General features: G+C 60.8%; 13 protein-coding genes and 1 pseudogene. 7 read left to right on the plus strand and 7 right to left on the minus strand.

Annotated elements, in window-relative coordinates:
- Positions 1-61 precede the first annotated feature (61 nt).
- Positions 62-274 (plus strand): DUF3892 domain-containing protein, encoded by a 213-nt coding sequence (locus FJ957_RS08045; RefSeq protein ID WP_140830298.1) that lies wholly within the window; start codon positions 62-64, stop codon positions 272-274.
- A 415-nt stretch (positions 275-689) separates the two neighbouring features.
- Here FJ957_RS08045 and FJ957_RS08050 read toward each other — a convergent pair whose 3' ends face one another.
- Positions 690-3644 (minus strand): hypothetical protein, encoded by a 2955-nt coding sequence (locus FJ957_RS08050; RefSeq protein WP_140830300.1) that lies wholly within the window; start codon positions 3642-3644, stop codon positions 690-692.
- Between the two features lie 402 nt (positions 3645-4046).
- Between FJ957_RS08050 and FJ957_RS08060 the strand changes: the two genes are divergently transcribed.
- The 3 genes and pseudogenes from FJ957_RS08060 to FJ957_RS08070 all read left to right on the plus strand — a co-directional run bounded on the left by FJ957_RS08060 (position 4047) and on the right by FJ957_RS08070 (position 6063).
- Positions 4047-4817 (plus strand): HipA family kinase, encoded by a 771-nt coding sequence (locus tag FJ957_RS08060; protein WP_140830304.1) that lies wholly within the window; start codon positions 4047-4049, stop codon positions 4815-4817.
- A complete protein-coding gene (locus tag FJ957_RS08065) occupies positions 4801-5628 on the plus strand; it encodes a hypothetical protein (protein WP_140830306.1) in 828 nt (275 codons plus the stop codon). Before FJ957_RS08060 ends, FJ957_RS08065 begins: the two co-directional genes overlap by 17 nt.
- A 74-nt stretch (positions 5629-5702) precedes the next feature.
- Positions 5703-6063 (plus strand): annotated as a pseudogene (locus FJ957_RS08070) (VOC family protein).
- A 281-nt stretch (positions 6064-6344) separates the two neighbouring features.
- Here FJ957_RS08070 and FJ957_RS08075 read toward each other — a convergent pair.
- From FJ957_RS08075 to FJ957_RS08085, 3 genes are all read right to left on the minus strand, one after another.
- The gene (locus FJ957_RS08075) at positions 6345-7484 is read right to left on the minus strand and encodes a GH25 family lysozyme (RefSeq protein ID WP_140830308.1); all 1140 of its coding nucleotides are present in this window, start codon (positions 7482-7484) and stop codon (positions 6345-6347) included.
- A 153-nt stretch (positions 7485-7637) separates the two neighbouring features.
- The gene (locus FJ957_RS08080; RefSeq protein WP_140830309.1) at positions 7638-8423 is read right to left on the minus strand and encodes a phosphodiester glycosidase family protein; all 786 of its coding nucleotides are present in this window, start codon (positions 8421-8423) and stop codon (positions 7638-7640) included.
- A gap of 150 nt (positions 8424-8573) precedes the next feature.
- A complete protein-coding gene (locus FJ957_RS08085; RefSeq protein WP_140830312.1) occupies positions 8574-9446 on the minus strand; it encodes an undecaprenyl-diphosphate phosphatase in 873 nt (290 codons plus the stop codon).
- Between the two features lie 203 nt (positions 9447-9649).
- Here FJ957_RS08085 and FJ957_RS08090 point away from each other — a divergent pair, with 203 nt between their 5' ends.
- Positions 9650-10579: a hypothetical protein gene (locus FJ957_RS08090; RefSeq protein ID WP_140830313.1), complete on the plus strand. Its 930-nt coding sequence runs from the start codon at positions 9650-9652 to the stop codon at positions 10577-10579.
- 20 nt (positions 10580-10599) lie between these two features.
- Here the strand turns inward: FJ957_RS08090 and FJ957_RS08095 are convergent, their stop codons facing one another.
- The 3 genes from FJ957_RS08095 to FJ957_RS08105 form a co-directional block, all read right to left on the minus strand.
- Complete coding sequence (locus tag FJ957_RS08095) at positions 10600-10812, minus strand: hypothetical protein (RefSeq protein ID WP_140647475.1); 213 nt, start codon at positions 10810-10812, stop codon at positions 10600-10602.
- Positions 10813-10941: 129 nt separating this feature from the next.
- Complete coding sequence (locus FJ957_RS08100) at positions 10942-11337, minus strand: GFA family protein (RefSeq protein ID WP_140830315.1); 396 nt, start codon at positions 11335-11337, stop codon at positions 10942-10944.
- Positions 11338-11444: 107 nt separating this feature from the next.
- Positions 11445-11693 (minus strand): ParB N-terminal domain-containing protein, encoded by a 249-nt coding sequence (locus tag FJ957_RS08105; protein ID WP_140542817.1) that lies wholly within the window; start codon positions 11691-11693, stop codon positions 11445-11447.
- A 148-nt stretch (positions 11694-11841) separates the two neighbouring features.
- On the opposite strand from FJ957_RS08105, the gene FJ957_RS08110 reads away from it, so the two are divergent.
- Positions 11842-13482, plus strand: coding sequence for a N,N-dimethylformamidase beta subunit family domain-containing protein (locus FJ957_RS08110; protein WP_140830317.1), 1641 nt, complete (start codon positions 11842-11844; stop codon positions 13480-13482).
- A 1-nt stretch (position 13483) separates the two neighbouring features.
- Positions 13484-14866, plus strand: coding sequence for an aspartate aminotransferase family protein (locus FJ957_RS08115; protein WP_140830319.1), 1383 nt, complete (start codon positions 13484-13486; stop codon positions 14864-14866).
- Positions 14867-14875: the final 9 nt, after the last annotated feature.

A 14875-nucleotide genomic window follows, 5' to 3' on the forward strand; every position in this document is an offset into this window, starting at 1 on the left:
CAACTGGCGCCTTGAAATTTTCTTTCTGCGAACCCCAGATAGTGACATTTGGAAACGCGACATGACTAAGATCAAAGGTAAGAATGATGGCCCCGGGGGCCGGAACGAGCATTACGATATCGGCAATCGAAAAGATGTTCCTCGAAGAAACGTTGTGGCCGAGATTAAGCGTGGCGAACACCAAGACGCACACGTCGTTAAAATTAACGGCCGGGAATATGCGCGGGACAATCCCGATCATTCGAAGAAGGATAACGTCAATCGAGGAAAGTGATCACATTTCGCTTTCGGGTCACGGAAAATGTCAGTCCACTTTTGGAAGACATTTGGCTGAAGCGGCCAATCCGCAGGACCCAATATCACTTGCAAAAAGCGCAAATGAGCAAATTGTCATTGTCCGCCTCAGGTCCACCCTTACGCGAGCCCTAGGTTGCGGCATTTCCTTTGGACGCTTGTTCACTTAAGTTCGGCTTGTGGGCGACTCATGAGAGTCGCGGTTGCGCAGGTGCCGTCTTGAGAGGCGCGAAATTAGCTCTCCTTATGCGGAAACGGGTGAAGACCCTGCGCAGGCTGATCGACGACTACGACTTTAGGGTAGACCTCCCTATTTCGCCGGCGTCCAACTACTCTCGGTTGAATGGCGGGAACTGGTAAATCTCAGCGGTCCGGCCGCGGAAACTGCCATATGTTCAGCCCGTGTCGATTGAAATTCGCAGAACCTTTGAGGCACCGGAACGAATGCCTCCGAGTTTGATCGTCGATGTCCGGCGCCACTGCAAATTCCGAACCGGATCTGGGAATATGCTGATCTGAGTTTCCTTGCCTTCCTCAAGGCCCGACACCACGGCAAGAAAATAGTTCTTGCCTTCCCTGACCGCACGTTCGAACTGGCTTGCCTCAAAGCGAACTTCGTCGGGCGCGTCTCCCAGATGCGCCTTGAGTTCGAAATATCTCCTCAAGTCATCGATCGAATCAGCACCAACATGGCGCATGTCGCGAAAATCCTCGAGCTTTTGCTGGTTGATCTTCTTGAGCGCCGCCGCCAGAATTTCAAAACCGCGACGCTCGCGTTCTTCTTCGCTCCATTCCTTCACCGGATCGGGCGAGCGCAGGCGGTTGGCAAACTCCACCGGTCTTACGGGGTCAATAATCAGCGTCTTGCTGGCTTTCTTCAGTGGCTCGACCTTTTGGGTGCCCGCCACGACTTCAACGCGGGCAATCGTCGCACCTTCGAATGTCTTGAGGCGCCTAGCCGGTGGCGGGGACGCGATCTTTGCCTTCCCGACGCGTCTCTCTTTCCGCACTGCTCCTCCCGCGAACAATCGCTTGCCGGTGGCCTTTTTTCCGCCCGTAACCAATTCCAGAAACGGATCCTCTTCGTCGGTCTCGGTCGCAAGGTCGAGCTCTTCTTCGGGTGCGCCCCTTTCCTCAGCGGCTCGCCACGCATAGGACCAGGCGTAGTCAAGCATTTCGGGCAGCTCGCCCGAGAAAAACGACGCGACGATTCGTGCTCCGGCATCGGGGCTTCCAAGCTCCTCCGTATCCACGAAATAAAGCCGGCCGTCTTCGATATGGATCTTACGTCCGACAGACACCCTCCGCCCGCCGACGTCGGCGTGCGTCAGCAGTGGTTCGGCCTGGATCAGTTCCAGGCCGACGAGCCGAGACCAATCCATCGCGTCCCAGACCCGATGGTTCTTCTTGGCAAACTCGTTTCGAAGGTGTGCAACCGCTCGCCGAAACACCATTGAAGTCGTCCTGTCGGGCGGTTCGAGGCGGCTTTCGCGGGCAACGATGAATTGCCGATCGGTGAGCACATTGACGTCAAGCAGGCCGGGTATTTCCCCAAGGCTCTGGATTGAGCAACCCGGGAGCCACAACGCAATCTGATCTCCCAACTTCTCTTCCAGAGAGCGATCGTGCACGGCGTATAATGGCCGTTTTCTTTGCCACCCTCGCGCCGTCCACAGTGGCAGTTGCATCAGCTGCCGTTTTGTTCCGGCGGTTAGGGACGCTTCGTGCTTGGCCAAATGGCGAAGAACATCGACCATAATCGCATGATCCTCACGTGATGGACTTGCGCCGCTGTTTGCAATCTCTTCCAGCACCTTCAGGCAATCCGGTACCTCCGGATGGCTGATGCGTAGCAATTGCCACAAGGGAACCAGCGACCTGTGGTCGGGAACAAAATATCGGCGCTTTCCGAAGATGGGCCTGCCTCGAAAGGCATCCCTCGGCGCAAACCATCCGTCGGCCATCAGGAGCAAATTGCCCTTGTCGAAAGCACGGCGAAGTTCCGCGGCCGAGAGATCACCGGCGCGCTGGCCTCCGTCTCGCGGGACCAACGCGGCGAGGGCTGCATATAGTGGTTGCACGTCCTCCTGCTGGGCTCGCGTCCCGTGCTGCTCCTTGAGTGCCTTGAGTTCGTCAAGCAGCTCCGATGCCGGTGGCGTACCCTTGATGCCCAGGGCGGTAACGAGGGGATGCCCGGAATCAGTTTCATCCAGTTCATGAACGTATTGCGACTTCTCCTGCCCCCTCGTCAGGCGCGTAGTCGCATTTTCTATTGCCACTTCTCTCGGCGCGACCTTTCGGCCGGACTTGCTGCTGAGCCATGGCTCGGATGCTGCCTGCGCCAGCCAGGTAGCAGGCACAGTGCCGGCGATGCGCCAAGAGTAGTAGAGGTATGTGGCTGTTGTTTCAGACCTTTCGCTCAATCGTTCCCATTCTCGTGACAGTGTTTCGAAAAGTGCTCGAGACCGCTCCCGGCGCTTCGCGTCGACGCGCTGCCGCACAATATCGGCAATCACCCGCTCCAGATCCGGGGAAATCCAATCGCGCGCCAGATGGCTCGGTCTTGGCGATGATGCCAGTTGCTCCAACGCATCCGCCTGTGCAATCGGCAGCTCGTCGTGGAGTGGCACCCGAGAACCATCGCTCGAGGCAACGAGGCGAGGGCCGACACCCGCACCAAGCAGCAAGAAGAACCGCCGTGCACCAAGCTCTCCCGCGGTTCCCGCACGGAACTCGGCGGCATAGCGTGGATCGACCCATTGAATGTCCTCGGCCGTCTTCGCCGCGGTGGCCCAGCCGCGCGTGTCCTTGGCGATCGGCGTCGGGAGATAGGCCGCGGCCGGCTTAACGTGGAGCCTGACCTTTTTCTTCTTTTTGAAGACGTAGCCGTTCACGGCAATGACATTGCCAATTGCAGCCGCAAGCGACGGTCGATGGACGTCATCGATTGCGTGAAGCGCTTCGCGCAGCATCATGAGTGTTTCGTCGTCGACAGCCAACGGCTCGTCGCCGCTTCGTCGCGACAACGCCGATAGGATGGACGCTGGGTCGGCCGACGCCTTTGACACGCAGTGCTCTTTGAGCCACTCGCGGACCCTTCCAGGTGTCTTTGGTGAGAAGTAGACAGGCGCCACGCGTTTTTCGAGTTCCAGTCGCGCGGCTATGCTGCGCTCGTCAGATTGCCGAACGAGCAGTATCTCCCCGGTCGGTGTGAGCCGCGATCCGTCATCGGCTACGACAGAGGGCAGCTCCGATAACTCGTCCTGCAGATCGACGGCAATCGCGGCATCGGCCAACGCAATGAACCAGTCTGTGGGCCGCGGGCCCAACTCCTCGTCGTCGAGGCGCAAAAGCTCAAGCGCCTTATTGACCTCGATTCGGGATGCATCTCCAAGATCATCCAGGACCCGCCGCCACCTGCCCGCGCGGGGCGCTCGAAGGAATGGAGAACAGGAATGGGCAAGAAACCTGGCACAGGTACGGGCAATCGAGGCGGTATCTTTCAACAAGTCGGGCCAAGGGGTGGAAGGCAACCCAACTTCGCAGCGGTGCCTGACAACAAGCCACTGCCCCCCACAACCAAGCCGAATTCGACTTGGGTGCCGGTGAAGGTCACGCCCGATAGCAAGCGGTAGCCGATCAAGGGCTTCGGGGACTGTAGGGACGAGGGTGTGACAGCGGACAAACGTTCGCTTGTTGCCGCAAGCAGGGGACTTTGAGAGGGGTATTTGTGGGACTCTGGATACCAACCAATGACACAATTGGACTTTATCCCTCTCAGGATTACTGAGTACAAGCCGAACCCACGTCAAACGACACTCCACCAGACCGGTGTAGCGCTTTGCGATGATGGACTGCGGTACTTTGTAAAGGGTATGGGCGGTGAGGCGGGCGTCTGCGCCACAGAGTGGATTTGCACGTCGTTTGCAAAGTCTCTAAATCTACCCGTCCCTCCGGTAAAAGTGTTGCAAACCCCCGCCGGAGCGCTCGTGTTTGGCTCTCAGGCCATCACACATTGTATGAGTGATCTGGAAGCAAGCATGTTGCTACTCAATGGCTCCGGCAACCTCAACGTGCCAAGCCTTCGCAATCTGCTTTCAGAAACATATGCCTTTGATCAATTGATCAATAATCCCGATCGGCACGATCACAATTTCCTATTTCAAAGGGCGGGGTTGGTTGATGGTCAAGAGATCGCCAACCTCCATATAATTGACTTCGCTAGCTCAACGATCTTGAATGAAAATGCCGTCGGCGGTGGCCTCTCACAAGGCACCCCAACGGTACAGTATGGAAAAAAAATACGAAAGGTACACGGTTTCTCTGTGGAATTCGCCAGATCCTTCTTGGACCGGTTTCAGAAAGGTCGAGCACTTATCTGTGACAATGCGATGATAGGGTTGCCGACGGAGTGGTTGTCAAAAAATGCACGAACTTCGCTGATAGATAGAATCTTGAGTCCCGAATTTGGGCGTCAAATCGACGAAGTGGACGAAGGAATTCGCAGTGGTGCATATCTTTAACTACGCTCTAATTCGCTTGGTGCCGTTCGCGCACCGTGGCGACGTTTTGAACGCAGGCCTGGTCGTATTCCATTCTGATCGCCTGGATGTGCGATTGAACGCGTCTCCTCAGTTGCTGAATTATTTCAATGTCAGTTCCCGTGCCGTTGAGTGGATTGCCACCCACCTCAGGGAGTCCGACGATCCTTCAATTGAACTGAGTGCGCGAATTGCACGTCTCTCGAAAGCCACCGGCTACACGCTTTCAGAGAACGGGTGGTTCACGGTCGATTCAGAGGGTCAATATGATCAGCGAATATCCGAAATAATTTCTGAGTACATAGAAAAACCCAAAGGGCCATCAATTACGAGAAAGCCCGGCAGCAAATTATCAAAAGAGCTACGCAAGATATTCAAGGAGTACGATTTATTTAGCCGAGATATCCAAGACATCGAGAAACATCGCGTTATAGCTAATATGCCGGTCGGACCAGCAGGTAAGCTTCATGTCGATTTCATGCTCAAGAACTCAAGATATCACGCAACTGAAACACTAGATTTTACCAACTCGGATCACGCAGGATCTGCAGAAATTAAGAACGCGGCTCTGGCAAGCGTAACCTTTCAGCATGCAAAGGATACGCTGTCTAACGTTGGTATTAATTGTTATTTGGTTTTTTCTGCCTCTGCCTTGGTAGAGAAAGCCATAAGCCCTGCGCTAAAAATAGCTCAGCGGGAAGCTGTTGAATCTTTCAATGTGGAAAGTCGAGAAGATAAAATGCGGTATCTCGACATAATTCTTAACGCTGCGGGGCACCAATCGCTTTGGTGAGTTTGATCAGTTGAACTGGCTCGTTCCACTCGATGGAGTGGTGGCGCGTATCAAGGTGACTCCAAAACACACCCATGATCGACCACATCACCATCGAAGTCGGCGATCTCGCCAAGAGCAAGCTCTTCTACGAAATGGCGTTGCGCCCTTGGGCTACAACCCTGCCTTCGGCAAGGAAGGCTTGTTCTGGGCCTTCGATGTCGGCAATGGCTGCCTGTTTGAGATTCAGCGCACGAGCGAGAAGCCGCCGCTCATCTGCATGTCGCCTTCCGGGTGAAGAGCAAGACCGAGGTCGATGCGTTCCATGGCGCGGCGCTCGAGGCGGGCGCGGGGGACAATGGCGCGCCCGGGCCGCGTCCGGATTACGCGGAGCATTACTGCTTCCTACTCGATCCTGATGGCTACAACATCGAGGCGATGATCAACGAGGCGTAATGTGACGGCGCGCCCCTCCGCTTCGTCATTCCAGGGCGGAGCAAGGAGCGAAGCGACGCGCGCAGACCCTGGAATCCATTCCGTGACATCAACGCGTTGCAACGGTTCAGAATTCTGCGCCGTTGCGCCCTACGATAAAGGTCACGGCACGGATCCTCGGGTCTGCGCGCGTCGCTTCGCTCCTTGCTCCGCCCGTGGATGACGAAGGCGTGTGATGCCCGATACTTCAACGGACCGGCCTTCCCTGAAGCACTCCTCTCCGGCCGCCTCCAGAAGAAATCCTAGTCCGCGTCGGCCATCATCTGCCCGCCGCCCAGCCAGGCGCGCCACTGCCGCTCGTCGCCATGGAACACATTGAGGTCGATGCGGCCGCTCACACCATGCGACAGGCCGGAGCCGGAATATTGCCAGAACAGCCACCTGCGGCCCGGATAGACTTTTGACGGATGCGCCGCCACCGCGCGCAGCCAGAAGGGATAATCCTGGAAGGCGCCGCGCAGATTGTCGCGATAGAAATCGGGGCTGGTGTAGATGATGGGCCGCTGGCCGTAATGGCGCTCCAGCTTGTCCATGAACACCTGCATCTTCTCCAGCACCTTTTCGCGCGAAGGCCGGCGCTTGCAGGAGGAATCGCCGTTCCACTCGACGTCGATGACCGGCGGCAGCGCACCGTCGACCTTCGGCACGTTGCGGATGAACCAGTCGGCCTGCTCGCCGGCGGTGCGGCACCAGTAGAAGAAATGATAGGCGCCGCGCTTCAGCCCGGCGGCATCGGCGTTGCGCCAATTCTTCATGAACATCGGGTCGAGATGGTCGCCGCCGTCGGTCGCCTTGATATAAGCGAAGTTGGCGCCCTGGGCGCGCAGCTTCTGCCAGTTGATGTTGCCCTGCCAGCGCGAGACATCGACGCCGTGAACGGCCAGATGGCGAGGTGAAGAGCGGCCGAAATTGATCGGCTTGGCGTCGCGGAACGCATAACGGGTGACCGGGCCGGCGAGCATCGCGGGGGCCGCACGCGACAGCCGCCTCGGCGCCGAGACGAGCGCTGCCTCCTGCACCGGCGGCTCGACGCTGTCCGGCAGGTCGGCCGCCGGGAAGTTCACCGTCTCTTCCTCGGCAAGGCCAAATGGGCGCGAGTTCTCGTCGCCGAGGCGCGAGTTCTCGTCGTCAGGGTTCGCGTTACCCTCGTCGAGCAACGGCGCCGGCGGCTTGATGCGCGCGGCACCCGACATCGACGCGTTCTCGACGGTTCTTTCGGTGACCACGGTCCTCGCGCCCTTCGATACGGGCGCGCTCGGCCGCACGACCGAGCTCGTCGTCTCGTTGGACGGCATCTGCAAGGCATCGACGCCCGACGTGGACGAGCAGCCGGCAAGGCATAGCGATGCGAGCACGAAACTGACGACGCCAAAAATCCGCATCTTTGACCTGTACGCAAGACAAAACAGACCGAAGGCAGGAACAGCGCCGCCGGAACCCCCATTCCTAATGAGAAATTACCAACAAAGTTTGAATCAAAATTTACTTTTGGCGCGACCGGATGATTCGGCGCGGCGCCGAAGGGAGCTTCTTGGCTAGCGCCTGAACACGCCGATCATCGGCCCGAGATTCCAGAAATCGTCGTTGCGGCCGATCCCGGGCGCATAGAGGCTCGAGATCGAGCCGTCGAGGAAGAGCGCGTTCGGGCAGCCGAGCTGGTCGCGGAAAAGCCGCGCGAATTCGTGAAAGGTCACGACATCGTCCGAGATCGCGAAGATCGCGACCCCGTCGGCGCGCACGCCCACGCCGTCGCGGATCTTGCGCGAGGTGCCGTCGGAACGGAATTTCGGATGCAGCTTGCCGTCGATGACCAGCATCGGCCCGGACTGGGTCGCATAATCCACGCGCGGCGGACGCTTGAGGTAATCCTTGGTCGCGCGAACACCGGCCTTGCCGGCGCTGAGATAGAAAATGCCGTTGGGCTGCATGGAGAAATTGCCGGACCCCGATCCGATCTTTGCAGGCGTGACCTGCTCGCCGCGTTCGACATAGAGGCCGACCGGCGCGAGGTTCGGATGGTACATGCCGGCATTGATGCCGAAAAGCAGGGTTCGCCCGGTCGCTTGCTGCGCGCTGCGCAGATTATGCAGCGACCGGTAGAAATCGCCGTCCGTGTTCTTCCAGAACAGCTCGATGGAAAAATGCTCCGGATCGGCTTCGCAGACGAGGTAGGCCGCGTTCTCGAAAGTCTGGTTGCGGCAGGGCGGCAGCGCCGCCAGCCATTGGCCAAGGCCCATGCCGGCGCCGATAGCCGCCGGCGCCGCCGATTTCACCAGCGTCGCCAGCAGCGGCACGGATTGCAGCAGAGTCACAAGATCCATCAGCGCACCCGAGCGTCGGCGTCGATACAGCGGATTGGGTCGAGACCTCTAATGCATGTCGCGCAAAAGTGGCCTCGGTTTTGCGACAACGACATGCATCAAGCAACGACCTAAAGCGCGTCGCGTGAATCCGTTTCGACGCGACGCGCTTTAGACAAGCCAGCCGGTGGCGACGCCGATCAGCAGCACCACGCCGAGCAGGCCGCGATAGATAACGAACGGCCAGGCGGAGAAGCGCTCGAGCACTCGCATCAGCCCCCATATCGCAAAGAAAGCCGAGATCGAGGCGACGACGAGGCCGACGGCCAGGATCGACCAGCCATGCGCGTCGAGATGCACCTTGTGCAGTTCATAGAGCTCCTTGAGGCCGGCGAGCGCAATAGCCGGCAACCCGAGCAGGAACGACAGGCGGGCCGCCTCCGGCCGGGCAAAGCCCAGCCCCATCGCCGCGGTCAGCGTCGAGCCCGAGCGCGAGACGCCGGGAATAAGCGCGCCGACCTGGCCGACCCCCACCAGCAGCGCGTCCAGGATAGACGCCTGGCGCAGCATGAGCTTGTGACTGGCGAAGATTTCGGCGAGCGCCAGGAGGATCGCCATGGCGATGCAGGCCCAGCCGATGACGGCGAGCCCGCGCAAGGGCGAATTGCAGGCGTTGAGCACGCCGGAAAGCGCAAGGCCCGCAATGACGATCGGGACGGTGGCAAGCACGATGCTGACCGCGAGGCGGAAATAGCGATCGCTGAAATCGCGGCGCGAGATCGCCGACAGCGATCCGAACAGCACGTCCCTGACATCGCTCCAGAAATAGCTGATCACCGCCGCCAGCGCCGCCAGTTGCATGGCGGCGGAGAAGGCCGAGCCGGGGTCCTGCCAGCCCAGCATGGCCGGCACGATGCGCATATGCGCCGTGGATGAGATCGGCAGCAATTCGGTGATGCCTTGCACGATGCCCAGAAACGCCACCTTGGCATAACCCAGGCCGACAAAGCCGGTATCCAGTCCTTGCGTGCAGACGTCGGTCATCTCGGTCCTTTCCCCGTGCCCCGGTTGTTATCCGGGGCAAAAAGTGAATCGTCATCGAAAGCCCATCGAGGACAGGCTTAGCCTCACGATAGCGTGATTCCAACTCACGGATTTGTAAGGTGCCGCTAATCCTGCTTGACAACAGGCGCCGCCATATTATTCTCTGCTAATCTTACACTGTAAGGCAATCGGAGGAGCTTCCCATGTCGACCGCCGCCCTCTCGGAACTGCAGCCGGTGGTGCCGCCGCGAACGCACGTCCCGGACATCGCGATCGAAGCGGTGTCGCGTGATTTCAGCCGCGCCATCGAACGAGCCGAAGTCGCTGCATGGCTCGACCTCTACGCGGCGGCGCCTGTGGATTTTGCGACGCGGCAAGGGCTTTCGGTCGCGCGCGACGGCGACCTTGTCTGGACCACCTGCGCGACGATCCCGCTCATCCATTTCAATTGCGTGAAGAATATCGGCGTCGATGAGCCGGCGACGGAAGAGCAGGTCGACGCGCTCCTCGCGCATTACCGCGCGGCCGGCATCATGCGGCCTTGGCTCTATACCAACCCGCATACCGAGCCGTCGCGGCTGAGGTGCTGGCTGGAAGCGCGGGGGATGCAGCAGCAAGGCGGCTGGGAGCGCATCTATCGCGACGCGACGCCGCTGCCGGACGAACCGCTTTTCCCGGGCGACCCGCTGATCCCGGTTGACGATCTGATGGTCGAGGAGGTCACGCCCGGGACAGCTTTGGAATGGGCTTCCTTCATCGATGCCAAATACAGGCTCCCCACCTCGCCCTGGCTGATGGCGCTCGTCGGCCGCAAGGGCTGGCATCATTACATGCTGAAGCGCAGGGGTTCGGTCGCCGCCGTGCGCTCGCTCTTCATCTCAAACGGCGCCGCCTGGAGCGGCATCGACGCGCCGGTTCCGGGGATCATGGCGCCGAACTTCGATCTTGACGCCATGCTTGGCGAAAGAATGGTTCGCGACGGCATCGCCGCCGGCGCGAAGCTGTTTGTCGCCGACATCGAGGCGCCGCGTCCCGACCGCGATGGACCAGCCTATCGCAACTACGACCGGCTCGGCTTCAGGCTTGCCTATTTGCGCAGCCACTACAGCTACTTACCCGCGAATTCGAGCTGACCATTTTCCGCGGAGTTGCCTCAACGGTACAACCACTGCTTCAGGCAGCTTCTTGCCACAACATGCGCTGGCGGCACCGAAGCCTGGTCGATGCGAGAATCCTCGCCCGCCCTGTCGCGAGCCTTTTCCAGAAGCAGGCGAAGCTCGGCCGGGCGCACGCGGTCGCGCGCCATCACGAGCTGGACCATCGGGTCGTTCAAAAGCTCGTCCAGGGTGTTGATGCTCTCGCTCATCCGTCGCCTCCTCGATGCCTTCCCGCATGGCGCTTAGATAGGCAGCCAATGATGGCCCGCCAATGACGCTTTGCCGGCTATCTCGTGAATCGAAGATGAAATTTTTGTGCAGAGATGCGTCAAAATGAGTCAGGCCGGCGGCGCGCCTTCATATTGCGGCAGGCCATCGTCGAGCATCAGCCAGGACTGCTTCGAAGCGGTCCAGAAATGCATGTCGGGCTTGAACAGCGACGGATCGTCGAGCGAGCCCGACGTGACGCCGAGAATGCCCCTGGAGTCGCGGCGCGAAAACATCGTCGTGCCGCACACCGGACAGAAGCCGCGCTGGAGGTCGGGCGTGGAATTGATGGTCGCCACCGGCCCCTCGATCGTCACATCGTCGATGCGGAACAGAAGCCGCGCGTTGAAGGCGGCGCCGATCGCCTTCTGGCAGATCCGGCAATGGCAAACCCGTTCGTTGACCGGCTCGGCCTCGGCCCGGTACCGCACCGCGCCGCACAAGCAACCGCCCTCATACTTCGCCATGATAAGCATCCTGTTTGTCCGGACGCTCTAGCCGCCGGCATCGCGGCGTCAATCAAAAAGCTTTGATGGGATGCGATCGCTAACGGTGATAGGCCCCGGACGAGAGATCAATGGCGCTTGGCCTGGACGAGATAGGCGTCGATCATGGTCTCGCCCAGCCATTTGGCGGCTTCGAGCCGGTGCAGCCCCTCGACCAGGACGTGACGCTTGCCGTCGTGCCGCACCTGGATCGGCGTCTTCATGCCGTTTTCGAGAATATCCTCGGCGAGATGGCGCACGGTTTCAGGGTGCAGCGTCTTGCGGCGCGCCGTCGGCACGTAGATGTCGTCGACCTTGACCTTTTGCACACGCAGCATGTCGGCTCCTGGCGTTGAACGTCGCCTGGAGTTGAATAGTCCCTTTGCCGGACATCGCCAAGCGCAAGTGCGGACTGGCCCGATGCTTTCCATTTGACGCTTGGCCGGCCGATGGTCTCAATGACGGCCTCGTGATCTCAGGTGTTCCTTGACGCAACTGCCCACCGAATTCCCCGATTTCGGGCTGACGCCCGAGCAGCGCCGCGAGGCGGTGCGCGGCCATTACTACGAATGGCCGGGCATGGATGGCTCGAGCGGCGAGATCTGGTGCTACAGCGACCGTCTTTCCTATCGTCCGGGCGAAACGGTGACGCTGCATGTGAGTTCGACGGCGCCGCAATTCGGCATGGTCATCGCCCGCGACGGCGGCAGCGAGACCAAGGTCTTCGAGAAGACAGGCCTGTCGGCGCGCTGGCAGGACACGCCCGACCAATGCTCGGTCCAAGGCTGCGGCTGGGAGGCGTCGTTCGAATTCCGTGTCGGCGACGATTGGCCGTCAGGCGCCTATCGCGTGACGCTTTCGGCCGATGGCCGAAACGGCACGCCGATCCACAGCCACCATCTCTTCATCGTCGCGCCCCTGCCCGGCCGCAAGCCCGGCCGCCTGCTGCAGGTCGCCGCCACCGGCACATGGCTCGCCTACAACACCTGGGGCGGCTCGAACCACTATCAGGGCATCACCGGCCCGAACCGCGACCAATACGCGACGATGGTGTCGACGCAGCGTCCCTGGTGCCGCGGCTTTGTCGTGCTGCCCAAGGATGCGCCGCGCGTGCCGCTGGAAGTCGCGGTGCCGCCGAAGACCGTGCCGCGTTACCCGCATATGGAATGGGCTTTCGCCACCGGACATTCGAAGAAATACGCCTCTTCCGGCTGGGCGAGCTATGACAGCCATTTCTTCCGCTTCGCCGAGCGCGCCGGCTATGCGGTCGACCTCGCCAGCCAGCACGAATTGCATTTCTCACCCGAAATCCTCGATGGCTATGACTGCGTCGTCTTCGTCGGCCATGACGAATACTGGACCTGGGAGATGCGAGACGCGGTCGACACCTATGTGACCAGCGGCGGGCATGCGGCGCGCTTCGCTGGCAATTTCATGTGGCAGACGCGGCTGGAGGACGAGGGCCGCCGCCAGGTTTGCTATAAATACAAGGCACGCGCGCAAGATCCCGCCTATCGCGGCGGCGACGTCACCCGCGCCACCAATTCCTGGGAGGCGCCCGAGATCGGCCGTCCGGGCAGCGCCACCTTCGGCCTCAATGCGACGCGGGGCGTCTATGCCGGCTGGGGCGGCTGCGCGCCGCGCGGCGTGCGCGGCTTTCCGGTGTACCGGCCCGAGCACTGGGCCTTCGCCGGCACCGGCATCTATTATGGCGACCTGCTCGGCGCCGACAGCCACGTCTATGGCTATGAGGTCGATGGCCTCGATTTCGAGATCCGCGGCGGCCTGCCCTACCCGACCGAAACCAGCGGCGCTCCGGATGGCCTGCAGGTGCTGGCCGTCGGCATGGCGAGCCAGGTCGAGGAAAGTGCAGACATCCCGATCGAGGACCAGTTCCTCACCGACGAGGACGGACGCTTCACCGCCGAGACCTTGTTCGGCGAGGCCAGCGACGCCAATCTCGACAAGGTCAAGCGCGGCAACGGCATGATCGTCAATTTCCCGCGCGGCAAGGGCGAGGTGTTCCATGCCGGAAGCTGCGAATGGGTCGCCGGCCTGCTAAGGCAGGACGCGATGGTCGAACGCGTGACCAAAAATGTCCTCGACCGCTATCTCGGAAAGTCCTGACATGTCGAAGTCGCAAGCCAAGCCCTCGCCCGACATCGAAGCACGGCCGCCGTCGCATCTGTTCTATCTGTCCAGCCTGCGCCGGCCGCTCGTCGATCGCGCCGAAGGCATCTACTTCTGGACCAAGGACGGCCGCCGCTTCATCGACGGCTCGAGCGGGCCGATGGTCGCCAATATCGGCCATTCCAACCGCAACGTGCTCGACGCCATGAAGCGGCAGATGGACAAGACCACCTTTGCCTACCGGCTGCATTTCGAGAACGAGCCGGCGGAAGAACTGGCCCGGGAACTGGCCGGAAAGCTTCCCGAAGGCATGGACCGCATCTTCTTCGTTTCCGGCGGCTCGGAAGCGACCGAATCCTGCATCAAGCTCGCCCGGCAATGGGCGGTCGCCACCGGACAGCCGAAGCGCTGGAAGGTGATCACCCGCTTCCCGTCCTATCATGGCGGCACGCTGGGCTCGCTTTCCATCACCGGCGACGACGCACTCGCCGAGAGTTTCACGCCGATGATGCGGGTGATGCCGACCGTGCCGGCGCCATCCGCCTGGCGCGACCGCGACAACCTGACGATGGAACAGCGCGGCATCCGCTATGCCGACATGCTGGAGGAAAAGATTCTCGCCGAAGGCCCGGAAACCGTTTTAGCCTTCATCATGGAGCCGATCGGCGGCGCGGCAACGGCTGCCCTTGTCGCGCCCGACAGCTATTATCCGCGCATCCGCGAAATCTGCGACCGCCACGGCATCCTTCTGATCCATGACGAGGTGATGAGCGGCGCCGGCAGGACAGGCAAATTCCTCGGCGGCGACCACTGGAACTGCCGGCCTGACATCGTCGCCCTCTCGAAGGGACTGGGCTCGGGCTACGCGCCGCTCGGCGCTCTTGCCGCGCCGATGCGCCTTGTCGAGCCGCTGCTTGCCTCGGGCGGCTTCCAGCACGGCCACACTTATGCCGGCAATCCGCTCGCCTGCGCCGCCGGCCTCGCCGTGCTTGGCGAGATGGACCGGCTCGACCTCATCGCCAACGCCGCCGCCATGGGTGAGGTGCTGATGGCGGAGTTGGAGGGCTTGCAAAAGCGCTTCCCCTTCATCGCCGACGTGCGCGGCAAGGGTCTGCTCACCGGCGCGGAAATGGTCGCCGATCCCAAGACGCTGAAGCCGATCGACCCGGCCAGCAAGGCGACGCAGCGCCTGCTCGATCACGCCTATGCGCGCGGCCTCATCATCTATGGCCGCAAGGTCAAGGGTGGCGTCGACGGCGACAATTTCATGGTGGCGCCGCCGATGATCGTTACAGCCGAGCAGATCGGCGAGATGATCGCCATTATCGGCGACTCGCTGAAGGCGCTGGCGGAGGAACTCGATCTGCCGGTGGAAGGCTGAGAAGGCTAT

Source organism: Mesorhizobium sp. B2-4-6, from assembly GCF_006442775.1.
GTDB lineage: Bacteria > Pseudomonadota > Alphaproteobacteria > Rhizobiales > Rhizobiaceae > Mesorhizobium.

Coding starts and splice junctions, on each gene's coding strand:
- FJ957_RS08100 (WP_140830315.1), bottom strand. CDS start 11,337: ATGGCGAAGTATGAGGGCGGTTGCTTGTGCGGCGCGGTGCGGTACCGG.
- FJ957_RS08105 (WP_140542817.1), bottom strand. CDS start 11,693: ATGCTGCGTGTGCAAAAGGTCAAGGTCGACGACATCTACGTGCCGACG.
- FJ957_RS08095 (WP_140647475.1), bottom strand. CDS start 10,812: ATGAGCGAGAGCATCAACACCCTGGACGAGCTTTTGAACGACCCGATG.
- FJ957_RS08060 (WP_140830304.1), top strand. CDS start 4,047: ATGACACAATTGGACTTTATCCCTCTCAGGATTACTGAGTACAAGCCG.
- FJ957_RS08115 (WP_140830319.1), top strand. CDS start 13,484: ATGTCGAAGTCGCAAGCCAAGCCCTCGCCCGACATCGAAGCACGGCCG.
- FJ957_RS08075 (WP_140830308.1), bottom strand. CDS start 7,484: ATGCGGATTTTTGGCGTCGTCAGTTTCGTGCTCGCATCGCTATGCCTT.
- FJ957_RS08090 (WP_140830313.1), top strand. CDS start 9,650: ATGTCGACCGCCGCCCTCTCGGAACTGCAGCCGGTGGTGCCGCCGCGA.
- FJ957_RS08080 (WP_140830309.1), bottom strand. CDS start 8,423: ATGGATCTTGTGACTCTGCTGCAATCCGTGCCGCTGCTGGCGACGCTG.
- FJ957_RS08045 (WP_140830298.1), top strand. CDS start 62: ATGACTAAGATCAAAGGTAAGAATGATGGCCCCGGGGGCCGGAACGAG.
- FJ957_RS08085 (WP_140830312.1), bottom strand. CDS start 9,446: ATGACCGACGTCTGCACGCAAGGACTGGATACCGGCTTTGTCGGCCTG.